The 21,930-nt window shown below is 50.7% G+C and carries 18 protein-coding genes and 2 tRNA genes; 6 read left to right on the plus strand and 14 right to left on the minus strand.

Going from position 1 to position 21,930, the window contains the following annotated elements:
• Positions 1-32: 32 nt before the first annotated feature.
• Complete coding sequence (cysZ, locus tag BZG80_RS06555; protein ID WP_025744477.1) at positions 33-791, minus strand: sulfate transporter CysZ; 759 nt, start codon at positions 789-791, stop codon at positions 33-35.
• A gap of 299 nt (positions 792-1,090) precedes the next feature.
• Between cysZ and zipA the strand changes: the two genes are divergently transcribed.
• From zipA to gltX, 3 genes are all read left to right on the plus strand, one after another.
• Entirely contained in the window at positions 1,091-2,050 is a 960-nt protein-coding gene (gene zipA, locus BZG80_RS06560; RefSeq protein WP_077679005.1) for a cell division protein ZipA, read from the plus strand.
• A 112-nt stretch (positions 2,051-2,162) separates the two neighbouring features.
• On the plus strand, positions 2,163-4,172 hold the full coding sequence (gene ligA, locus BZG80_RS06565; RefSeq protein ID WP_077679006.1) for an NAD-dependent DNA ligase LigA: 2,010 nt from the start codon (positions 2,163-2,165) through the stop codon (positions 4,170-4,172).
• A 106-nt stretch (positions 4,173-4,278) separates the two neighbouring features.
• Positions 4,279-5,703, plus strand: coding sequence for a glutamate--tRNA ligase (gene gltX / locus BZG80_RS06570; protein WP_077575935.1), 1,425 nt, complete (start codon positions 4,279-4,281; stop codon positions 5,701-5,703).
• A 95-nt stretch (positions 5,704-5,798) separates the two neighbouring features.
• Here the strand turns inward: gltX and BZG80_RS06575 are convergent, their stop codons facing one another.
• On the minus strand, positions 5,799-7,049 hold the full coding sequence (locus BZG80_RS06575) for a uracil-xanthine permease family protein (protein ID WP_077647135.1): 1,251 nt from the start codon (positions 7,047-7,049) through the stop codon (positions 5,799-5,801).
• 293 nt (positions 7,050-7,342) lie between these two features.
• On the opposite strand from BZG80_RS06575, the gene BZG80_RS06580 reads away from it, so the two are divergent.
• Complete coding sequence (locus tag BZG80_RS06580; RefSeq protein WP_077679007.1) at positions 7,343-8,524, plus strand: DUF2066 domain-containing protein; 1,182 nt, start codon at positions 7,343-7,345, stop codon at positions 8,522-8,524.
• 46 nt (positions 8,525-8,570) lie between these two features.
• Here BZG80_RS06580 and lnt read toward each other — a convergent pair whose 3' ends face one another.
• Genes lnt through miaB form a run of 5 tightly spaced genes read right to left on the minus strand, consistent with a single transcriptional unit; the run spans position 8,571 to position 14,033 of the window.
• A complete protein-coding gene (lnt, locus tag BZG80_RS06585) occupies positions 8,571-10,124 on the minus strand; it encodes an apolipoprotein N-acyltransferase (protein WP_077679008.1) in 1,554 nt (517 codons plus the stop codon).
• Positions 10,111-10,983 (minus strand): CNNM family magnesium/cobalt transport protein CorC, encoded by an 873-nt coding sequence (gene corC / locus BZG80_RS06590; protein WP_025744481.1) that lies wholly within the window; start codon positions 10,981-10,983, stop codon positions 10,111-10,113. The genes lnt and corC overlap by 14 nt, the downstream gene beginning before the upstream one ends.
• An 18-nt stretch (positions 10,984-11,001) precedes the next feature.
• Positions 11,002-11,472 (minus strand): rRNA maturation RNase YbeY, encoded by a 471-nt coding sequence (ybeY, locus tag BZG80_RS06595; protein WP_025744482.1) that lies wholly within the window; start codon positions 11,470-11,472, stop codon positions 11,002-11,004.
• Positions 11,469-12,554 carry a PhoH family protein gene (locus BZG80_RS06600; RefSeq protein WP_077461590.1) on the minus strand — a complete coding sequence of 362 codons (1,086 nt, stop codon included), beginning with the start codon at positions 12,552-12,554 and terminating at the stop codon, positions 11,469-11,471. The genes ybeY and BZG80_RS06600 overlap by 4 nt, the downstream gene beginning before the upstream one ends.
• A 54-nt stretch (positions 12,555-12,608) precedes the next feature.
• On the minus strand, positions 12,609-14,033 hold the full coding sequence (gene miaB, locus BZG80_RS06605; protein ID WP_077461589.1) for a tRNA (N6-isopentenyl adenosine(37)-C2)-methylthiotransferase MiaB: 1,425 nt from the start codon (positions 14,031-14,033) through the stop codon (positions 12,609-12,611).
• Positions 14,034-14,315: 282 nt separating this feature from the next.
• Between miaB and BZG80_RS06610 the strand changes: the two genes are divergently transcribed.
• Positions 14,316-15,476 carry a 2-octaprenyl-3-methyl-6-methoxy-1,4-benzoquinol hydroxylase gene (locus tag BZG80_RS06610; RefSeq protein WP_077679009.1) on the plus strand — a complete coding sequence of 387 codons (1,161 nt, stop codon included), beginning with the start codon at positions 14,316-14,318 and terminating at the stop codon, positions 15,474-15,476.
• Positions 15,477-15,516: 40 nt separating this feature from the next.
• Here the strand turns inward: BZG80_RS06610 and BZG80_RS06615 are convergent.
• From BZG80_RS06615 to lolB, 7 genes are all read right to left on the minus strand, one after another.
• A tRNA-Gln gene (locus BZG80_RS06615) sits at positions 15,517-15,591 on the minus strand.
• Positions 15,592-15,644: 53 nt separating this feature from the next.
• Positions 15,645-15,721: transfer RNA gene (locus tag BZG80_RS06620), tRNA-Met, on the minus strand.
• A gap of 264 nt (positions 15,722-15,985) precedes the next feature.
• Positions 15,986-17,077, minus strand: coding sequence for a redox-regulated ATPase YchF (gene ychF / locus BZG80_RS06625; protein WP_025744486.1), 1,092 nt, complete (start codon positions 17,075-17,077; stop codon positions 15,986-15,988).
• A gap of 24 nt (positions 17,078-17,101) precedes the next feature.
• Positions 17,102-17,692, minus strand: coding sequence for an aminoacyl-tRNA hydrolase (pth, locus tag BZG80_RS06630; RefSeq protein ID WP_077460058.1), 591 nt, complete (start codon positions 17,690-17,692; stop codon positions 17,102-17,104).
• 174 nt (positions 17,693-17,866) lie between these two features.
• A complete protein-coding gene (locus BZG80_RS06635; RefSeq protein WP_025673291.1) occupies positions 17,867-18,814 on the minus strand; it encodes a ribose-phosphate pyrophosphokinase in 948 nt (315 codons plus the stop codon).
• A 32-nt stretch (positions 18,815-18,846) separates the two neighbouring features.
• Positions 18,847-19,722: a 4-(cytidine 5'-diphospho)-2-C-methyl-D-erythritol kinase gene (ispE, locus tag BZG80_RS06640; RefSeq protein WP_445177060.1), complete on the minus strand. Its 876-nt coding sequence runs from the start codon at positions 19,720-19,722 to the stop codon at positions 18,847-18,849.
• Positions 19,715-20,281 (minus strand): lipoprotein insertase outer membrane protein LolB, encoded by a 567-nt coding sequence (gene lolB / locus BZG80_RS06645; protein WP_025744489.1) that lies wholly within the window; start codon positions 20,279-20,281, stop codon positions 19,715-19,717. Before lolB ends, ispE begins: the two co-directional genes overlap by 8 nt.
• Positions 20,282-20,666: 385 nt before the next feature.
• On the opposite strand from lolB, the gene hemA reads away from it, so the two are divergent.
• The gene (gene hemA, locus BZG80_RS06650) at positions 20,667-21,926 is read left to right on the plus strand and encodes a glutamyl-tRNA reductase (protein ID WP_077460061.1); all 1,260 of its coding nucleotides are present in this window, start codon (positions 20,667-20,669) and stop codon (positions 21,924-21,926) included.
• Positions 21,927-21,930 lie beyond the last annotated feature (4 nt).

Raw genomic sequence — 21,930 nt, forward strand, 5'->3', positions numbered from 1 at the left:
ATCTTATTGTGAGTGTGAAAGCGTAAAGGGCGCTAATTACGCCCCAACTGCTCTTTATGGCGATCGACCCACATGGCGGTTGCACCACATACTGCGGCAGGCATGACGATGAGATTCAGTAAAGGTGTCATCGTAAACAACATGACGACTGCGCCAAAGCTCAACGAGGTGCCTCGCTGTTGTTTGAGAGTATCGCGCATGGTTGGGAAAGCGACCTTATGGTTATCGAACGGGTAGTCGCAATACTGAATGGCCATCATCCAAGCGCTAAATAAAAACCAAAGCACAGGGCCTAAGGTTTGGCCAATGGCGGGGATCCAAAGCAATAACAATAATCCGAGTGCTTTGGGTATGTAATAGGTTAGCTTTTGCCACTCGCGCTTCATAACACGCGGTACATCCTTGATAAGTCCCGTGATCCCATCGTCGGGCGCGGGGGCACCGGTGAGTTTCGCTTCCAGATGCTCAGACAATAAGCCGTTGAATGGCGCCGCAATCCAGTTAGCGAGAGTACTGAATGCGTAGGAGAACACCACTAAAATCGCAATCACGACCAAAGGCCAAATCACAAACGAGAGCCAGGATAACCACTCAGGTAGCATAGCCATCCAGTGATCGAGCCATTCACTAAATTGTGAGAGTAAATAGATAAACGCCCCGCCGAGTAGCAGCACATTCACGAGGATCGGAATGATCACAAAGCGGCGTAATCCGGGTGTCATCATTAATGAAAACCCCTGAAAAAGGTAGCCCGCGCCGCTTTGAGGACGAGGGCGTGTCGCGTTGTTCATTGTTTCTCCTTGATGGTTTACGGTATCGACTGACGGTTTACGGTATCGACTGACGGTTTGCGGTTATAGTATGGGGGGAGCCATGGCGATGACAATGACCCCATAATGGGAAAGTTTACGGATTTGTGTGTCTCGATTCGTTAAATTCTTCCCAACTTTTGATACAGTTAACTAAGTTGACCATTAACGCATTGCGTCAGCCATCGGGCCCCGCTTATGATTCCACTAACGTTTGCAAAGCTGTCGGCGTTGTGACATAAGCTAATCAAAACGCTGAACATAGATAGATTTGAGAATCAATGATGCAGGAATTGCGCCTTGTACTGATTGTTTTGGGAGCATTAGCAATTGCAGCTTTGCTTTTGCATGGTCTCTGGACAAACAAGAAAGAAAAGACGACCAAGTTCGGCGAAAAGCCCTTGGGAAAACTGGAAGACGATAACGACGCGCAAAAGTTTGACCAAGACGGTATTGGTGCGGTGAGAGTGGTCAGCAATACTAAGCATGGCAATGAAAAGCCCGCGCGTCAGGAGCCTGCTGTCAGCTTCGGCGACAAGCCTGATGTTGATCCTCTATTTGCCGGTGACACTCAGGTGGCGTCTGACTCAGAACAAACGCTTTACCCGTCAATGTCGGCAACCGATGATGATCCTAGCTTTGCCTCTGCGTCGATTGCCTCCAATGATGGCGACGAGACAGGAGAGACAGAAGCTGCCAATATCGCCTCCGCGCAACCAGAAGCGGAAACAATGCATACCGACGAGGCGACTCAAGCTGAGGTTGATGAGCATGAAAGCCACGAGCGTGGGTCAGAAAAAACGGCAACCCAAGCCGATGAGCCCGACGATACCGAAGTATTAGTCTTACACGTGCATGCCAATAATAATGCGGTATTTAGTGGTTTGGACTTAATTCCGACCCTTGAGCAATATGGACTGCGCTTTGGTGATATGGGGATTTATCATCGTCATTCAGACTTATCTGGCAGTGGTAAGGTTCTATTCAGCGTCGCGAATATGGTCAAGCCCGGCACCTTTGATGTGAGTCACTCAGAGAGCTTTGAAACGCCAGGGATCAGCTTTTTTATGACGCTACCTTGCTACGGTGAGCCAGAGCAAAACTTTAAATTGATGCTGCAAACGGCACAACAAATTGCGGATGAGTTGGGTGGATTGGTATTAGATGATGCCCGCTCAATGATGACACCATCACGCCTTGATGAATACCGTGAGCGAGTGAAAGCCTTCAACGCCTCGTAACGCGCTTAACACCGATTGATGATTGCTTAGACGGACAGCGGGACATGGCTCCCGCTGTTGGCGATTTATCGATATACTTGTCCGCAACTCTGCTGATACGACGAACCAAACCATGGCTTACAGTAAACAACAACTTGATGACATTAAGCATCAGCTCAACTATCACGCCTACCGTTATTACGTTGAAGACAGTCCTGAGCTGCCCGATGCCGAATACGATCGTTTGATGCAAACGTTGCTGGCCATTGAAGCTGAGCATCCTGAATGGGTGACGTCAGATTCGCCTAGCCAGCGTGTAGGCGGCGCGCCACTGAGCGCTTTTGAAACCGTTACCCATGAGCTGGCGATGTTGTCGCTTGGTAACGCGTTCAGTGATGATGATCTCGTCGATTTTGAGCGCCGAGTCAAAGACAGACTCGGTAACACTGAACCCGTCACCTATACCTGTGAACCAAAGCTTGATGGCTTGGCTGTCAGCCTGATTTATGAAAACGGTGTATTGGTGCAGGCCGCGACGCGAGGCGATGGGACCACGGGCGAGAACATTACGCACAATGTAAAAACGATTCGCAATGTCCCATTGACCTTGCAAGCAGGGGATTGGCCTGAGCGTTTAGAAGTGCGTGGCGAAGTGTTTATGCCGAAAGCAGGTTTTGAAGCGCTTAATGAGGCAGCGTTAAAGCGTGGCGATAAAACCTTCGCTAACCCACGGAACGCTGCGGCGGGTAGCCTGCGTCAACTTGACTCGAAAGTCGCCGCCAATCGACCGCTGAGCTTTTATGCCTATGCGGTGGGCGTGATGTCGACACCGTTCGGAGAAGGGCAGAGCGAGCGCTTAAATAGGCTTAAAAAATGGGGGCTTGCCCTGAGCCCAGAAGTAAAACAAGTGTCGGGGCTTGAGGGCGTTAAAGCCTACTACCAAGATATCTTGGCTCGCCGTGATGATCTGCCCTATGAAATTGATGGGGTGGTGATCAAAGTGGACAAGATAGCCAGCCAAGAAACGCTCGGATTTGTTGCACGGGCACCACGCTGGGCGATTGCCTATAAATTTCCGGCACAAGAAGAAATCACCCGCCTCAACGATGTTGAATTTCAAGTTGGCCGCACGGGCGCTATCACCCCAGTGGCGAAGCTTGAACCTGTTTTTGTCGGGGGCGTGACGGTGAGCAACGCGACCTTACATAACGGTGATGAAATAGAACGTTTAGGCGTGCACATTGGCGATACTGTGGTCATTCGCCGTGCGGGTGATGTGATCCCACAAGTGGTTGGCGTCGTGGAAAGCCGGCGTCCGGCGCAGGCGAAACCGATTGTGTTTCCCGACGCCTGTCCGGTCTGTGAGTCAGCCGTGACCCGCATTGAGGGTGAAGCGGTCGCACGCTGCACCGGCGGGCTTATTTGTCTGGCTCAGCGTAAAGAAGCGATCAAACACTTTGCCTCACGCAAGGCAATGGATATTGACGGCCTAGGCGATAAAATTGTCGAGCAGTTAATTGAAAAAGAGCTGATTGAAACGCCTGCCGATCTCTTCACCTTAACCCCAGGGCGTGTGACTCAACTAGATCGAATGGGGCCGAAATCGGCGCAAAATTTGGTTGATGCGTTAGAAAAAGCCAAAGCGACGACGTTATCACGCTTTATCTATGCGCTTGGGATCCGAGAAGTCGGTGAAGCCACTGCGCAAAATCTTGCCCTGCATTTTAAAACCTTAGACGCTCTGCGAGCAGCGGATGAAGAAGCACTGATTGCGGTGCCTGATGTGGGCGCCATTGTCGCGGGCCATATCGTTCGCTTTTTTGCTGAGCCACATAACCAAGCGGTTTTAGATGCGCTGCTCAACACCGGCATTCACTGGCCAGCGGTGAGTGCGCCATCAGACGAACAGGCACAACCGCTGGCGGGGAAAACCATTGTGCTGACCGGTACGCTATCGCAAATGTCACGCACCGATGCCAAAACGGCGTTACAGGCACTGGGCGCGAAAGTGACCGGCAGTGTCTCGGCAAAAACCGATATGTTGATCGCCGGTGAAGCGGCTGGCTCTAAACTGACGAAAGCACAAGATCTTGGCGTAACAGTCCTCGACGAAGACGCGATGATCGCCTTAATCAACCAGTAGTTTACATGGCCATGTGCAGCCTCTGCACATGGCCTGATTGTGGAATTTACCTGGACTGGTAAACTAACCGTTACTCATCATTCTCAGCACTGGGATAGGGATCCTAATGACTATCAAAACCCGCTTTGCCCCCAGCCCAACCGGCTTTTTGCACGTGGGCGGTGCACGTACCGCACTGTATTCTTGGTTAGCAGCACGCAGCCAAGGCGGTCAATTTGTCTTGCGAATTGAAGATACTGATATCGAACGTTCAACCCAAGAAGCGGTTGATGCTATTTTAACCGGCATGGAATGGTTAGGTCTTGATTGGGATGAAGGGCCGTACTACCAAACCAAGCGCTTTGATCGTTATAACGAATTAGTCGATCAGTTGCTGGCCGAAGACAAAGCCTACAAGTGTTATGCGCCCAAAGATCTTTTGGACACCATTCGTGAAGAGCAAAAAGCGAATGGCTTAAAGGCACGTTACGATGCTAATCACCCCAAAGTGGTTGAAGCAAACAGCCAAGCCAAGGCGGATGACCCGCATGTGATCCGTTTCCGCAACCCGAAAGAGGGTAAGGTTGTTTTTGACGATAAAATTCGTGGTCGTATTGAGATTGCCAACAGCGAGCTTGACGATCTGATTATTCGTCGAACGGATGGCAGCCCAACTTACAACTTCTGCGTCGTCGTGGATGATTGGGACATGGGGATCACCCAAGTTGTCCGCGGCGAAGATCACATTAACAACACGCCGCGCCAGATTAATATCTACGAGGCACTGGGCGCGCCCGTTCCTGAGTTTGCTCATTGCTCGATGATTCTAGGCGACGATGGCGCCAAATTGTCTAAACGCCACGGTGCGGTCAGCGTCATGCAGTACCGTGATCAAGGCTTCTTGCCGCAAGCGTTGCGTAACTACCTTGTGCGTCTTGGTTGGTCGCACGGTGACCAAGAGATATTTTCAATGGAAGAAATGATTGAATTTTTCTCATTAGGAGCGATCAGCAAGTCGGCGTCAGCGTTCAATACGGAGAAACTGCATTGGTTGAACAACCATTACATTAAGCATGGTGATCCGGACGAGGTCGCTAAGCACTTGCAGTGGCATCTTGATCAACAACAGATTGACGCTAGCCAAGGCCCTGCCTTGACGGACGTCATTGGATTGGTTGGCGAGCGCTGCAACACCCTGGTGGAATTAGCCGCACAAAGCCGTTACTTCTACCAAGACTTTGATGAAATAGACGCGACCGCCGCGAAAAAACATCTGCGTCCCGTCGCTTTAGAGCCGTTGCAAGTGGCAAAAGGCAAGATTGAAGCGCTGGATGATTGGACGGTTGATGCCCTGAAAGCGGTGATTGCCGATACATGTGCAGAGCTAGACGTTGGTATGGGTAAAGTCGGCATGCCATTGCGTGTTGCAGTCACGGGTGGCGGTCAATCCCCATCTGTTGATGCGGTGATGCACCTGATTGGTAAAGATCGGGTAGTTGCCCGCATCGACCAAGCGATCAAGCTGGTTGAAGCGCGCGCAGCACAAAGCTAAATCCGGTTATCTTGAAGACTAAGTACGTTAGTCTGATGACAAAAGATAAGGGCGCTGAATGTCAGCGCCCTTTTTAATGGATGAAGGTTGGGGGATTAGTGCTTTTCTTCTTCCATTTGCGCACTGTCAACAATATGGTTTTCGCCCATTTGGCGCGGGAGTACCAAGTTGAGCACAATCGCTACCACACCACACAGGCTAATACCTTGCAGGCTAAAATCGCCAATGCCAAACGCCATGCCGCCGATACCAAATACCAAGGTGACACCAACAATGGCAAGGTTACGCGAATCATGTAGGTCGACTTGATTACGAATCAAGGTATTGAGCCCGACGGTCGCAATAGAGCCAAACAGCAAGATCATAATCCCGCCCATCACTGGTAAAGGAATGGTAAGCAGCATTGCCCCGAGCTTACCCACAAAGGCGAGTACGATGGCAGTGACCGCCGCATAGGTCATGATTTTGGGGTTAAACGCTTTGGTCAGCATTACCGCGCCCGTCACTTCACTATACGTGGTATTGGGTGGCGCGCCGAACAGTGAAGCGGCAATGGTTGCGGCACCATCACCGGCCATCGTGCGGTGTAGGCCTGGCTTTTTCAGGTAGTCTTTACGGGTGACATTAGAAATGGCCAGCATATCGCCTACGTGCTCAACGGCAGGCGCGATGGCGACAGGGATCATAAATAAGATGGCATTGATGTTAAACTCTGGGAGGGTAAAAGCAGGCATCATCAACCAGCTCGCATTCGCAACTTGAGTAAAGTCAACAATACCAACGACGAGGCTGGCAACATAGCCCACCACAATCCCTGCCATAATCGGGACTAATTTGAAAAAGCCTTTCGCAAAGACACTCACTGCAATGGTCGTGAGCAATGACAGCAAAGAGATCCAGATAGCCATGTCCCCCGCAATTAACTGCTCACTCCCATCGCCAGTTTTACCGAGTGCCATATTCACGGCGGTGGGAGCCAACCCAAGGCCGATAACCATAATCACAGGGCCAACTACAACCGGTGGCAGGAGCTTGTGAATAATATCCACGCCTTTAATCCGAATGATGGCGCCCATCAATAAATAGATCACACCGGCTGCCATGAGGCCACCCATGGTGGCGGGAATACCAAAATTGTTGACGCCGTACAAAATGGGAGCAATAAAAGCGAAGGAAGAGGCAAGGAAGATAGGGACGGAGCGGCGGGTGATGACTTGGAATATCAGGGTACCGATCCCGGCCCCAAAGAGTGCGACGTTCGGGTCGAGCCCGGTTAACAGTGGCACTAACACCAAGGCACCAAATGCGACGAACAGCATTTGTGCCCCTTGTAAAACTTGCAACATAATCTCACCTCCAAAAAAAATCGCGCAATGCTAGCACAAAGCGTTTATGTGATTCCCATCATGTTTTTAAATGTGAGATCGGTAGCAAATAAATGATGTAACGGATTTCATTTTAATCCATATGCAAACATAGTCAGCCTCATGATCGCTTGCTCGCCTTGATGGCATCGAATCAATGGTGTTTGCTGGTGGTGCGACCCCCTTTGTCCTCTCTTTTTTACAATTGAGGATTGCTGAACCTAGCGCTATCCGCTTATGATCGCTAGACGCCCATTTATCCATGTGGAAAAACTATGAATCGATTTTTGTTGGCCCTTATTGCCTGTGTTTGGTTGCCAAGTGCGATGGCAAGCCCCCTTTATCATGCCAGTATCCCGCTGGATAATGGCGCGCAAACCTCACAACAAGCGGCAAAAAAACAAGCGCTGATCGCGGTACTGACTAAAGTCTCGGGACAACGCGAGGTGTCGGATAATCCTGCGGTCGAGCAAGCGCAGCAAGACGTTGATGGTTTCATCTCTCAGCTCGGATATGGAGAAAGCAAGGATCAATCTGATGGTGCCGCACAGCGAACACTCGAAGTCGGGTTTGATAGTCAAAAAATTCGCGCCGTGCTGCGCCAGGCAGGGTTGCCCTTATGGGGGAGTCCTCGCCCAGCGGTATTAGTGTGGCTCGTCGATGACCGTGATGGCGACCGGCAAATTATTTGGGAGCAAAGTGGGCGTCCTGTGATTGACCAACTACGTGATGCAGCGGCCATACGCGGCCTGCCGGTGTTAATTCCGGTGGGTGACTTTGATGATTTGATGGCGATCTCTAGCAGTGATCTGTGGGGCGGCTTTATTGATCCTGTTGAGCAAGCCAGTCAGCGCTACCAGCCCGATGGCATTGTGATCGGAAAGTTGACTGAGCAAGGGATCCGTTGGCAATTCTTCCCCGATACCAGTGACATGCAATCAGATCAAACTCGCGGGCAAGCCAATAATGCCCAAGCCATGATTGATACTATTGCTGATTACTATGCCGAGCAAACTGGTGTGGTACTCGATAACGATGATGAGCGTGCATCGCTTCAAATTGCCATTGCAGGCATGGATAACGGCGATGACTATGTCGATCTTGAGCGCACATTAGCGGGGTTAAATGCGCTACAACAGGTGCACTTAGCAGAATTAAACGATGATACCCTGATTTTCGATGTACGTTTAGCGGCCTCTCAACAAGCACTAATCAACGAGCTCACCGCCAATCGACATATTCGCTTGATGACGCCTCAAGAGCGTGAGGCACGTATGATGGCACCCGCTGAAGAGCAAGACAGCACGATGTCAGAGGACAAGAGTGAGACTGCTGTATCCGACACTGATAGTGACAAGCAGACAACCGAGTTGTTGTTTGCTACCCCAGCACTGACGGATAGCCGCGATGCCGATTCAACCGACAATCAACGCCTGTGGTTTGTGTGGACGTCTTAATCTGACCTGAAAAGCAATAGTCAAACCTAAAGGCTAGCGACGACCGCTAGCCTTTTTGTGGATAAGTAGCACGACGCCAAGCAATCAGACTCACCAGGCCACTGATAACAATCCACATCCAAAGCGGTCCGTTTCCCCATTGACGGTAGGGTGTCAGCCCCTGTGTTTGAGTAATTTGTGTGGTTAAAACTTGCGTCTCAAATTGTGGCAATGAGGCGTCAATCTGGCCGCGTTCATCGACTAAAGCCGTCACCCCGTTATTGGTGGCTCGGATCACGGGTAATCCGAACTCGAGCGCGCGCATACGCGCAATTTCTAGATGTTGCCAAGGCCCAATAGAGCGGCCAAACCAAGCGTCATTCGAGAGGGTAATAATGGCGTCGCTACTGGCGGTGAGGTTTTCACGGATTTGCGCGGGAAACGCAATTTCATAACACAGGGCGGTAATGTATTCCCAGCCGTTCGCAGGCAAAGCCGGTTGAATCGCTTCGCCTGGAGAAAATGACGACATGGGCAGATTAAAAATCGGCGCCAAAGGACGAAGCAGTGACTCAAACGGCACAAACTCGCCAAAGGGGAGTAAGTGATGTTTGCTGTACTGGGCGGGTGCTGGATACTGATAGCGCGGCGTTTTTGCACCGAGCGCGAGCACATTATTAAAATAGGTGCCATCCTCACGCTGATCGAGCGCCCCCGTGATCACCGTGGTTTGATTGTGCTTGCCCGCTTGGTCTAACTGCGAAAAAAAGCGGGGAAGATCTCGCTCTAATGCGGGAATGGCGGCTTCTGGCCAAATCACCACGTCACTGTCCCAATGTTGACGGGTTAAATCCAGATACTTCATCAAGGTTGGCCAGCGTTGGTCGGCGCGCCACTTGAGTGCTTGAGGGACGTTGCCTTGGATCAGTGAGACCGTTTGCTGCTGATCGGTTTTGGTTGTCCACTTGACCGACCCGAGCCCTTCACTGACGGCAAAAAAACCTATGATAGCGATCATACCGAAGAGGCGAGCACGCCCCTGCCATTGCCCCCAATGGGGGGTCACCAAGGCGGCTAAGCCCGCAAGCGACACCAAGACGAGCGTGATCCCTTGAACACCCAGTACCGGGGCGATACCCGCAAACGGGCTGTCTATTTGGCTATAACCTGGCCATAACCAGGGAAAACCGGTAAATACCCAGCCTCTTAGCCAATCAACCACTAACCACAAGGCAGGTGCCAGCATCGTCCATTTTATGCCCGCTTGCTTGATGGGTGATTTATGTATCAGCCAGCCAAATAGCGCGGGGTAAAGCGATAAATAGACGATAAGCAGTGCCATCAAAAACAGGCCTGCGATCACAGGCATCCCGCCAAAATGGTCAATACTGACATACACCCAGCTTACCCCAGTTGTAAACTGGCCGAGCCCCCAGCTAAAACCTATCCAAGCCGCACGTTTGGGCGAGGAAGCAACTTGCAGAAGAAGCAACAAGCCCCAGAGCGCGACCAACATAAAGGGCCAATAGGAAAAAGGGGAAAAGGCGAGGGTGGCGAGCGCACCAAAAAGGGCAGCCAATAATGGCTGCCCCAATGGGCGTAAACGCTTAGGCGTTTTCACTGTTCGATTCGCTACTGTCTGGAATGGTGACTTGTAGCTGAATGATACGACGACTATCAGCGGCCGTCACTTTAAAATGGTAATCACCAATGTCGACTTCTTCACCACGATCAGGAAGATGACCAAAACTGGTCATAACCAACCCACCGATAGTGTCTACCACGTCATCTTGGAACTGGGCGCCAAAATGCTCGTTAAAGTCTTCTAAAGTGGTCAGTGCTTTCATCGAGAAGGTATGGCGACTGAGTTGGCGAATCTCTTGCTCTTCCTCATCGTCATACTCGTCTTCGATCTCGCCTACAATTTCTTCGAGAATATCTTCAATGGTGACAACGCCCGATACCCCGCCGAATTCATCGATGACGATCGCCATGTGGTAGCGTTCTTCTTGGAACTCTTTAAGTAGACGGTCAACCCGCTTACTTTCTGGTACCACCACAACAGGGCGTAAGACCTTTTCGATGTCGAAATCTTCAGCATCGGGGCGCAGATAGCGCAACAAATCTTTCGCAAGCAAGATGCCTTCAACATGGTCTTTGTCATCACTGATCACAGGATAACGTGAGTGTTGGGCATCAATAATAATATTAATGATCGCTTCCAATGACTGCGATCGTTCAACGATTACCATCTGCGAACGGGGTATCATGATATCTCTCACACGCATGTCAGAGATTTGCATCACACCTTCCAGCATATCCCGGGTGTCCTGATCGATCAGGGCGTTTTGCTCTGAGTCGCGAAATACGTCCACCAGTTCTTGTCTGTCTTTTGGATCAGCTTGGAAAAACTGACCCAGCCGTTCGAAGAAGGTCTTCCTACTCGGACCGTCTGCGTTTTGCGAATTATCGTCGTTCATTCAATTTCATTCAGTTAGTTAACGCTCAATGAAGTCATTCGCATAAGGGTCACTGACCCCCATGGTTGCCAGGATCTTTCGTTCCAAGGCTTCCATTTGCTCGGCTTCATCATCCTCAATATGGTCGTAGCCCAATAAGTGTAAGCTACCATGGACGACCATGTGTGCCCAGTGATCCATCAGCGTTTTGCCTTGCTGCTGTGCCTCTTGCTCAACAACTTGGCGACATACCACCAGATCACCGAGTAAATCTATGTCTACCCCAGGAGGTGCTTCAAAGGGGAAAGATAACACATTCGTCGGTTTATCTTTGCCACGATAGTCGCGATTTAAGCTCTGGCTCTCACCTTCATCCACAATCCGGATCGTCACTTCCGCTTGAGGCTTGGCTTCGCGTATTGCATGTTCAAACCAAGCTTGAAGCTGGTCATCACTGGGCAGCCCCTGTTCGTCATCACAGGCGACCTGGACATCGACGTAATAGCTCATGATGGGTCCTGTGGTGGGATAGAGGTTGGTTGCACCGCGACTTGCTGTGCTTCACGCGCTTCTCGGCGACGTGCTTCAGCCTCTTTGCGTGCCTTCGCATCTTCTGCTTCCCACTTATCATAGGCCTGAACAATACGGGTAACCACTTGGTGGCGCACCACATCGTCGGCTTGGAAGAAGTGAAAGCTAATTTCATTCACGTCAGACAGCACTTCAATCGCATGGCGTAGCCCTGAGCGGGCATTGCGCGGTAAATCGACTTGGGTAACGTCACCGGTGATGACGGCCCGTGAATTAAAGCCAATCCGAGTCAGGAACATTTTCATCTGCTCGACCGTGGTGTTTTGGCTTTCATCTAAGATGATAAAAGCATCATTCAAGGTTCGGCCACGCATATAAGCCAGCGGTGCTACCTCGATCACATTACGATCAATCAGTTTTTCGACCCGCTCGAAACCGAGCATCTCAAACAAGGCATCGTAGAGTGGACGCAAGTAAGGATCGACTTTCTGGCTGAGATCGCCAGGTAAAAAGCCCAACTTTTCACCCGCCTCAACCGCTGGACGTGTTAACAAAATCCGACGAATCTCTTGGCGTTCCAGCGCGTCTACCGCGGCTGCGACGGCGAGGTAGGTTTTACCTGTGCCCGCCGGACCAATGCCAAAAGTAATGTCATGATTGACCATATTGGCGATGTATTGCGCCTGATTTGGCGTGCGCGGTTTAATCACCCCTTTTTTGGTCTTGATGTTAATCTCTTTACCGTAAGGGATGCTCGATTCGGTGTTCTGTTCTAACACGCCAGACTCTTTGATCGCCAAATGAATGGCTTCGGGCTCAATGTCGGGCGAACTGCCACGCACGGGGGCCGTATCCACATACAGCCGCTTTAAGATGTCGACGGCGGCGTTGGCGGTGTGAGGTTTGCCCATCACCGTAAAGGCATTATGGCGGTGGCTAATTTCAACACCCAAGCGGCGCTCTAGTTGTTTGATATTATCGTCAAACGGGCCACATAAGTTGGCAAGACGGGTGTTGTCGGCAGGTTCTAATGTAAGGTCAAGAGAGATGATTTTAGACAAGATTATCCTCGCTTTCGGCGCCGGTCACCCGACGCCGTTGAATTGATGAACGCGTTATGGCGTGTATACACCAACACCAAGCTCGTTTTCGTTGCGCGTCTTCGCCATGATTTCGGTTGGCGAGACGGCGACACGCAAGTCCATATCTTTTTCGGTACGAACCAGCTCACCGCGGAGCGAGTTTGGCATCACTTCAGTAATTTTTACGTCAACAAATTGGCCAATCAAATCGACAGAGCCTTCAAAGTTGACCACTCGGTTATTCTCAGTACGGCCGCGCAGCTCCATAAGATTCTTACGCGATGGCCCTTCGACTAAGATACGTTGTTCGGTTTCTAGCATCATACGTGAATAGCGCATCGCTTGGCTGTTCACTTGCTGCTGCAAACGGTACAGGCGTTCTTTTTTCACTTGCTCTGGTGTGTCGTCAGGCATATCTGCCGCTGGCGTCCCTGGGCGAGGTGAATACACAAAGCTGAAGCTCATATCAAAGTCGATATCGGTAATCAGCTTCATGGTCGCTTCAAAGTCTTGCTCGGTTTCTCCCGGGAAGCCGACGATAAAGTCTGAGCTGATGGTGATATCGGGACGTGCCTGACGCAACTTACGGATCTTGGATTTGTACTCAATCGCCGTGTGCGGGCGTTTCATCATGGTCAAGATTCGATCAGAGCCACTTTGTACCGGCAAGTGCAAAAAGCTCACCACTTCTGGCGTATCACGATACACCTCAATGATATCATCGGTAAACTCAACCGGATGACTGGTGGTGTAGCGAATGCGATCAATACCATCGATAGCGGCGACATAGCGCAATAAGTCAGCAAAGGTACAGATGTCGCCATCATGGGTCTCACCGCGATAGGCATTCACATTCTGACCTAGCAGGTTTACCTCACGCACACCTTGCTCGGCAAGCTGGGCAATTTCGAACAGCACATCGTCGAGCGGACGGCTCACTTCTTCGCCGCGCGTATACGGCACAACACAGAACGTACAGTATTTCGAGCAGCCTTCCATAATGGAGACAAACGCTGTCGCGCCATCGGCACGCGGCTCAGGCAGACTGTCAAACTTCTCAATTTCTGGGAAGGTAATGTCCATCACTGTGCCGCTGTCGCCACGTGATTGTTTTATCATTTCAGGTAGACGATGTAGCGTTTGGGGGCCAAAAATGACGTCCACATAAGGCGCACGCTCGCGGATGTGATCGCCTTCTTGGGTTGCCACACAACCACCAACGCCGATCACCAGCTCTGGATTCTTGTCTTTGAGTGTTTTCCAACGCCCCAGTTGGTGGAATACCTTTTCTTGTGCTTTTTCACGAATTGAACAGGTATTGAGGAGGAGAACATCTGCGTCTTCTGGTTGTTCGGTCAGCTCATAGCCACCGGCAGAATTTAGCAGATCTGCCATCTTGGATGAGTCATACTCATTCATTTGGCAACCCCAGGTTTTGATCAGCAGTTTCTTAGCCATGTAACTTCACGCTCATTATTAATCTTATGGTCGACATTACCCTTTCAAGCTGTATGGTTTTTAATCAGTCAATCAGCTTGGCAAGCCGCGTATTGTACTGCTTTCCTATATCGCTGACCAGATCACAGGCTGGGAGAAATGGTGTCAATCTGGATAAGTGATTGAGCCGACGCCGCAAAACGAGATCGGAAAAGCGAATTTGCCCCCACTTTGATCGGATTGATATCGAATTCTCGTTTACCTTCAGTAGAATGCTGGCATTAACGGGACAAAGAGACAGTCATGAATCAATTTGAAATTATTATTGTCGGCGGTGGCATGGTCGGTGCCGCTGCCGCATTAGGACTTGCCCGCCAAGGTCGGCAGGTGGCATTGATAGAACGCCAAGAACCGGATCCTTTCCATGCGTCACAACCGATGGATTTACGAGTGTCTGCGATATCTCATGCGTCTGTCAGTTTGCTTCAAGACTTAGGCGCATGGGCCGACATTGAAGCCATGCGAGTCTGTCCCTATCGACGATTAGAAACCTGGGAAGCAGAAGACAGCCGTGTGTGTTTCAGTGCCGACCAACTCGAATTACCACAGTTAGGATATATGGTCGAGAACCGCTTGATTCAACTCGGCTTGTGGCAACAGTTTGCTCGTTTTGACAATTTGCACCTTGTCTCACCGGCCTCGATCACGGGTATGGCGCAGGCGGGCGGTCTGCATCAACTCCAATTAGACAGTGGCGAAACACTAGAAGCGCCCTGGTTGATTGGTGCCGACGGTGCCCACTCGAAAGTGCGAGATTACGCGCAAATCGGTCTTACCAGCTGGGATTATCGTCAGCATTGCATGTTAATTCATGTCGAAACGGCCGCGCCCCAACAAGATATTACCTGGCAGCAATTCTTTCCCTCAGGGCCGCGGTCATTACTGCCATTGTGCGGCAACAATGCCTCATTAGTGTGGTATGACAGCCCGGCGCGAGTTCAACAGTTGTGTCAGCTCAATGCTGAGCAGCTTAAAGCCGAGATAGTGAGCCATTTCCCACCACAAGTGGGTGACGTCACCCCCATCAACTGGGGCGCATTTCCGCTAACGCGTCGTCATGCCCAGCAATACCATCGTAACGGCGTAGTAGTCATGGGAGATGCCGCCCACACCATTAACCCGCTCGCGGGGCAAGGGGTGAACTTAGGCTTCAAAGACGTGAGCGCGTTGCTGGATGCCTGTGCCGATGCAGGCGCACAATGGCAAGCCGAGTCAACGTTAGTGGCGTACGAAAAAGCACGCCGTACGGATAACATGATGATGCAAACCGGGATGGATGTGTTTTATGCCGCGTTTAGTAACCGAATCACGCCTTTAAAACTGGCACGTAATGCGGTGTTTAAACTGGCTGAACACAGCGGCCCGGTGAAAAAACATGTATTGAAGTATGCGTTAGGCTTGTAGATAAACGCAAAAAAGCCCACATGGTGTGGGCTTTTTAATATGGCTGGGGTACCAGGATTCGAACCTGGGAATGACGAGATCAAAACCCGTTGCCTTACCGCTTGGCGATACCCCAGTAGGTGTTACCTAACCCGGCTATTAAAACATCATGCCGAATTATAAAATTAATGGTGGCTACGACGGGATTCGAACCTGTGACCCCATCATTATGAGTGATGTGCTCTAACCAACTGAGCTACGTAGCCACTCTGTCAGGCATAGTGCCTTAAGACGCTGCGAATTATGCGGATCTGGGCGAAAGTCGTCAAGGTCTGGTTATTGTTTTTTTTGTGATTTTGCATTCATTGGCTGCAATAATCGCCATTTTGAACAATTTAACGGCAAAGCCTACCGAGTAGGTGGCGGAGAACGTTGAATGATGAGAATAAAAAAACCAGCCCGGAGGCTGGTCTAAATATCAATAGGATGGGGTCTCGACAACGCACCCTAAAGCATAACGTATGTGCGTATTAAACGTTGAAACGGAAGTGAATCACATCGCCATCTTTAACGATATATTCTTTCCCTTCCAAGCGCCATTTACCGGCATCTTTGGCGCCGTTTTCACCATTGTTAGCGATATAATCATCATAGCCAACCACTTCGGCACGAATAAAGCCTTTTTCAAAGTCGGTATGGATTTTACCCGCCGCCTGTGGCGCGGTCGAGCCAATCGGCACCGTCCAAGCACGTACTTCTTTCACGCCTGCGGTAAAATAGGTGTGCAGAGTGAGTAGCTCGTAACCGGCGCGAATCACGCGGTTTAGGCCTGGCTCTTCTAGCCCCATTTCATCCAAGAAAGCCGCCGCTTCTTCGGCATCTAGCTCGGCAATCTCGCCTTCGATCTCCGCACACACGGCCACCACGGTTGCGTCTTCTTGGGCGGCAATCTCTCGCACTTTGTCGAGGTATGGGTTGTTTTCAAAACCATCATCATTAACGTTGGCAATGTACATGGTCGGCTTAAGCGTCAAAAAGTTAAGGTATTGTACTGCTGCGGCTTCTTCTTTGCTCAGTTCGACCGAGCGCAACATCTTGCCTTCTTCTAGGACGGGGAGCAGTTTTTCAAGCACGGTTAGCTCAAATTTGGCATCTTTATCGCCACCTTTGGCTTTTTTGGCGTTGCGCTGCATCGCACGCTCACAGCTTTCAAGATCAGCCAGCGCAAGCTCGGTGTTAATCACGTCGATATCATCAGCCGGATCCACTTTACCAGCCACGTGAACGATATTGTCATTCTCAAAACAACGTACCACATGACCAATCGCATCGGTTTCACGGATGTTCGCTAGGAACTTGTTCCCTAAACCTTCACCGCGCGATGCGCCGGCAACTAAGCCGGCGATGTCAACGAACTCCATCGTGGTGGGGAGCACTTTCTGTGGATTGACAATTTTCGCCAGCGCATCCAAGCGTAGGTCAGGGACAGGGACCACGCCCGTATTGGGTTCAATCGTACAAAATGGAAAGTTAGCCGCATCAATGCCGGCCTTGGTCAGTGCATTAAACAGAGTGGATTTGCCTACGTTTGGTAGACCCACGATGCCACATTTAAAACCCATGAGATGGTAACCCTTTAATCAAAATTACTGTGCTTTGAAGGTATGTAGACGATTTTGCGCCTTGGCGAGATCATCTTTGAGCAGAATCTCGAGGCTGCGTACTGCCTCGTCAGTGGCCTGCTCTAGCAGGCTCTGCTCATTAGCGGGGGCTTTGGTAAGCACGTATCCCGCTACCTTATCCTTGTGACCCGGATGACCGATGCCTATCCGAAGCCGATAAAACGATTTGTCATTTGCAAGTTTGCTAATGGTATCACGCAGGCCATTATGGCCACCGTGTCCACCACCTTGCTTAAACTTGGCCACACCGGGTGGTAAGTCTAGCTCGTCATGCGCCACCATGATGGCGTCGACGGGAATATTGTAAAAGTTGGCCATGGCTTGCACCGCTTTACCCGACAAGTTCATGTACGTGGTCGGGATCAACACACGGAGATCGTGTCCATGTACATTGATACGGCCGGTTAAGCCGAAGAACTTTTTCTCTTCTTTTAGCGGCACGTTGTGAATACGTGCTAGCTCCTGAACGACCCAAGCACCGGCATTATGGCGCGTTTGGCTGTATTCAGGGCCTGGATTGGCCAATCCCACTAGTAAGCGGATTTGATTACTCACGACGTTTCTCGCTATCTATCTACTTATCGTAGCCGGTGAGCATCGAGCCCACGCAAAAAGGCGCCATATCCTACCATTGATATGGCTAAAGGATCGAGTCAGCCATTCAAAATGGGCAATAAAAAAACACCCTGCACAAGGGCAGGGTGTTTCTTGTCGGTCTATGACAATGCGTTAAGAATTAAACATTGCAGAGATCGACTCTTCATTACTGATACGGCGAATCGCTTCTGCCAGCATGCCCGACAGTGTTAATTGAGACACACGCCCGGTTGCTTGAATTTCGGCGCTCAATGGTGTGGAGTCAGTGACCACAATTTCATCAATGACGGACTCAGCGATATTCTTCGCTGCATCCCCCGAGAATACCGGATGCGTTGCATAGGCGAATACACGCTTAGCGCCACGGTTCTTCAGGGCTTCGGCGGCTTTACACAGGGTGCCACCGGTATCAATCATGTCATCAACAATGATGCAGTCACGGCCTTCAACGTCGCCAATCAAGTGCATGACTTGCGACACGTTAGCACGCGGACGGCGCTTATCAATGATGGCAATGTCAGTGTCATCCAATAGTTTGGCCGTCGCACGCGCTCGCACAACTCCGCCAATATCAGGAGAAACGACCACGGGGTCTTCTAAATTTTTCGCCAGCATGTCTTCAAGCAGCACAGGGGTACCGAAGATATTATCAACAGGGACGTCGAAAAAGCCTTGGATTTGTTCTGCGTGGAGGTCCACAGTGAGTACGCGGTCAACGCCAACGTTAGAAAGGAAATCTGCAATAACTTTTGCGGTGATAGGAACACGGGAGGAGCGTACGCGGCGGTCTTGACGGGCATAACCAAAGTAGGGGATAACTGCGGTTATGCGGCCAGCCGACGCACGTCGGAACGCATCTATCATCACGACCAATTCCATTAAGTTGTCATTGGTCGGTGCACAGGTAGATTGGATGACGAACACGTCACTACCGCGCACGTTCTCGTTAATCTGAACACACACTTCACCGTCAGAAAAACGGCCAACAGTGGCGTCACCCAGTGACATGTAAAGACGGTTTGCGATACGTTGGGCGAGAACGGGTGTCGCGTTACCAGCGAACAGCTTCATATCAGGCACGGTGGAAACCTCGGGTTGCATCCATTTAATAGTCACTGGCTCACAGTGTGTTGCTGTCGTGCATCGAGTTGCTGTAGCGCATCGAGTAGGGGCGATCGGTTCAACCCTCGTGCAACAAACCCTGTCAGCCAGTTAGGCATAGTGTCGAGTGTGTTCTGGGCATCATGTGCGGTGTCAAACTCGGCAAACACGCACGCGCCTGTCCCAGTCATCCTAGACGGCGCATATTCTAGCAGCCACGAAACAGCCTTATCAACCTCGGGGAATTGTTTACGGGCTATCTTTTCGCAATCGTTTTCGTGTTTCTGTGTCATTAGCTCAGAAACTGTGCGCTTTGGCGTACTTCTTTGCAAGTCTGGATGAGTAAAAATTGCAGCGGTCGAAATAGACACGTCAGGCTTAACCACCAAGTAATATTTCTCATCAGGGCATACAGACGTCAATTTTTCGCCAACGCCTTCCGCCAACGCCGCATGGCCGTGAATGAAAATAGGCACGTCAGCCCCCAAGCCTAGGCCAATGTCCGCTAGTTTAGTCTGGCTCACCTGGGTTTGCCATAAATGATTCAACGCCACCAAGGTCGTGGCTGCATCTGATGAGCCTCCGCCCAGCCCGCCGCCCATGGGCAAATGTTTTTCCAGATGAATATCTGCGCCTTGTGAGCATCCGGTATGGTTTTGCAGCGCCTTGGCGGCTTTGATAATCAGATTGTCTTCCTCATCGACGCCGTCAATGGCGGGGCTAAGGTTGATCGTGCCGCTGTGATTAGGCGTAATAGCCAAGGTGTCGCCGTGATCTAAAAACTGAAACAAGGTTTGCAGTTCGTGATAACCATTGGCTTGGCGTCCATTGATATAAAGAAATAAGTTAAGTTTCGCTGGCGCTGGCCAGTAGGTTGTTTCAGTCATTATCGAGTGTCCAAGTAGAAATCATCAGTTTGATCGTTTGCTGGTCGTTACTGAGCGTGATTCGAGTTGGAAGCGCAGGCTGGGTCTCGGCGCTGTAGCCTTGATAATCGATATCCCAACCTTGTGTGTCGTCGAGGGCGGCCAAGCGGTTATCGGGGCCGAGTGAAAAGCGGTCTTGTGCGCGTGGTAGGCCAATCAACCAAGGGGCAAGCGCATCAACGGGTAAATGGGCGCCGGTCAAATAGGCGATCAAACGGGCTGGATTAGGGTCTTGGTATTGCTTGCCCTGATCATCAACCAAGGTCGCACCTTGCGCATTCATGGTTAGAGACAACAGGGTGGTTCCCAAAAAATTCGTTAGCCGCAGTGTCGATTCAGTCGGAGAATGGCGCCAGTAAAGGTTGGCAGAAAAGCGCGTATCTGGTGCGATAAAAGCCACCTTACCGCGTGCGGTATAACTGTCTATGGTCTCAAGCGATGCGCGATGCGTTTGCCATTCTGTGGTAGGAGCCGGCGCCGTTGCACAGCCAGAGAGCACCGCAAAGACGACCGTCAACATACTGATTCGTATACAAGAGAAACCAGCGCGTATACAAGGGAAGCCAGTACGCATAAAAGAGAAACCAGCGCGTATACAAGAGAAAACAGTACGTATACAGGAGAACATGAAAGCGAGTATCCTTTTATAACGTCAACAGACAGTGAACAGCATTTGGCATTACTTTGCCATAAGCGCCGAGGTGAGAGAAGTCAGTTAGGCACTTAGCCGTGCGGGAGGAAAGAATGGGTATAGTTGTTGTTGGCCAGTCTGTCATCAATCTCGTGAGGCTTCACATTTCCGCACCACGAAAATACTGCGATACAATGTTCGCTTTAATTCACGGGGGGCATCAAGTAAAATCCCCCGCTCCAATCCTTACTGGTGCTGTCGGTAACAACGCTTCATGAGCCTGTTAGTTCTCGGAATCAATCACAAAACGGCCCCCGTCGAGCTGCGGGAAAAGGTCGCCTTTTCGCCGCAACAACTGGAGCAGGCGTTAGGGCAGCTTTCCGAGCATCCGCAGGTGCGCAGCTGTGTGATTGTCTCAACCTGCAATCGCACCGAAATCTACGCCGAGTTAAACCAACCTGGTGTCGGGGTCTTGGTTGAATGGCTCACACGCTTTCATCAACTCAGTGGCGAAAGTTTGATGGCAAGCATTTATTATCACGAGGAACAATCTGCGGTGAAGCATCTGATGCGTGTTGCCTGTGGATTAGATTCTTTGGTGTTAGGTGAGCCGCAGATATTAGGTCAAGTTAAACAAGCGTACGCGAGTGCCAGTGATGCCGATATGATTTCCGGCTCGTTGGAAAAATTGTTCCACAAAACCTTTGCGGTGGCAAAACGGGTACGAACCGAGACCGAAATTGGTGGCAACGCGGTATCTGTTGCATTTGCGGCCTGTACGTTGGCCCGCCAGATTTTTGAATCCTTAGCGGACGTCACCACATTGTTGGTTGGCGCGGGAGAAACGATTGAACTGGTTGCGAGACATTTGCATGAGCATCAATGCAGCCAAATTATCTTTGCGAACCGTACGCAATCGCGCGCTCAATGTTTAGCTGAACAGTTTGATGCCAAAGTGATTGGCTTAGACGCGTTACCCGAGCAGCTTTGCCACGCCGATATCGTGATCAGTTCAACGGCGGCGCCCATGCCTTTGATTGAAAAAGCGATGGTTGAAAAAGCCTTGAAACAGCGACGCCACCAACCCATGCTGTTAATCGATATCGCGGTACCACGAGACATAGACGAGAAAGTTGGCAACTTATCGGATGCTTATTTGTACAGTGTGGATGACTTACAATCCATCGTGGAGCACAATCGAGAACAACGAAAGTTGGCCGCGATCCAAGCAGAAGCCATTGTCACCGAAGAAAGCGCCGACTTTATGCGCTGGTTACGTTCACGCGAAGCGGTAGATAGCATCAAGCAATACCGGACACAGTCCGAACACATTAAACAGGCGGAGCTGGCGCAGAGTATTCAAGCCCTTGCCAATGGGGCTGACGCAGAAAGCGTATTACGCCAGCTTAGTAACCGCCTGACCAATAAACTGATCCACCCTCCTACACAAGCGATGCAGCAGGCTGCCCAAAATGGTGAGCCCGATAAACTGGCCGTGATGCGTACGTGCTTGGGGCTGGACAGCGACAACTAACGAA

Origin of the sequence: Salinivibrio sp. MA440, from assembly GCF_001996265.1 — a bacterium.
In the GTDB taxonomy this organism is placed as follows: Bacteria; Pseudomonadota; Gammaproteobacteria; order Enterobacterales; family Vibrionaceae; genus Salinivibrio; species Salinivibrio costicola.

Excerpts from the sequence above, each read along its gene's own strand:
- cysZ (WP_025744477.1), bottom strand. The coding sequence starts at position 791 with ATGAACAACGCGACACGCCCTCGTCCTCAAAGCGGCGCGGGCTACCTT.
- zipA (WP_077679005.1), top strand. The coding sequence starts at position 1,091 with ATGATGCAGGAATTGCGCCTTGTACTGATTGTTTTGGGAGCATTAGCA.
- ligA (WP_077679006.1), top strand. The coding sequence starts at position 2,163 with ATGGCTTACAGTAAACAACAACTTGATGACATTAAGCATCAGCTCAAC.
- gltX (WP_077575935.1), top strand. The coding sequence starts at position 4,279 with ATGACTATCAAAACCCGCTTTGCCCCCAGCCCAACCGGCTTTTTGCAC.
- BZG80_RS06575 (WP_077647135.1), bottom strand. The coding sequence starts at position 7,049 with ATGTTGCAAGTTTTACAAGGGGCACAAATGCTGTTCGTCGCATTTGGT.
- BZG80_RS06580 (WP_077679007.1), top strand. The coding sequence starts at position 7,343 with ATGAATCGATTTTTGTTGGCCCTTATTGCCTGTGTTTGGTTGCCAAGT.
- corC (WP_025744481.1), bottom strand. The coding sequence starts at position 10,983 with ATGAACGACGATAATTCGCAAAACGCAGACGGTCCGAGTAGGAAGACC.
- ybeY (WP_025744482.1), bottom strand. The coding sequence starts at position 11,472 with ATGAGCTATTACGTCGATGTCCAGGTCGCCTGTGATGACGAACAGGGG.
- miaB (WP_077461589.1), bottom strand. The coding sequence starts at position 14,033 with ATGGCTAAGAAACTGCTGATCAAAACCTGGGGTTGCCAAATGAATGAG.
- BZG80_RS06610 (WP_077679009.1), top strand. The coding sequence starts at position 14,316 with ATGAATCAATTTGAAATTATTATTGTCGGCGGTGGCATGGTCGGTGCC.
- ychF (WP_025744486.1), bottom strand. The coding sequence starts at position 17,077 with ATGGGTTTTAAATGTGGCATCGTGGGTCTACCAAACGTAGGCAAATCC.
- ispE (WP_445177060.1), bottom strand. The coding sequence starts at position 19,722 with ATGACTGAAACAACCTACTGGCCAGCGCCAGCGAAACTTAACTTATTT.
- lolB (WP_025744489.1), bottom strand. The coding sequence starts at position 20,281 with ATGTTGACGGTCGTCTTTGCGGTGCTCTCTGGCTGTGCAACGGCGCCG.
- hemA (WP_077460061.1), top strand. The coding sequence starts at position 20,667 with ATGAGCCTGTTAGTTCTCGGAATCAATCACAAAACGGCCCCCGTCGAG.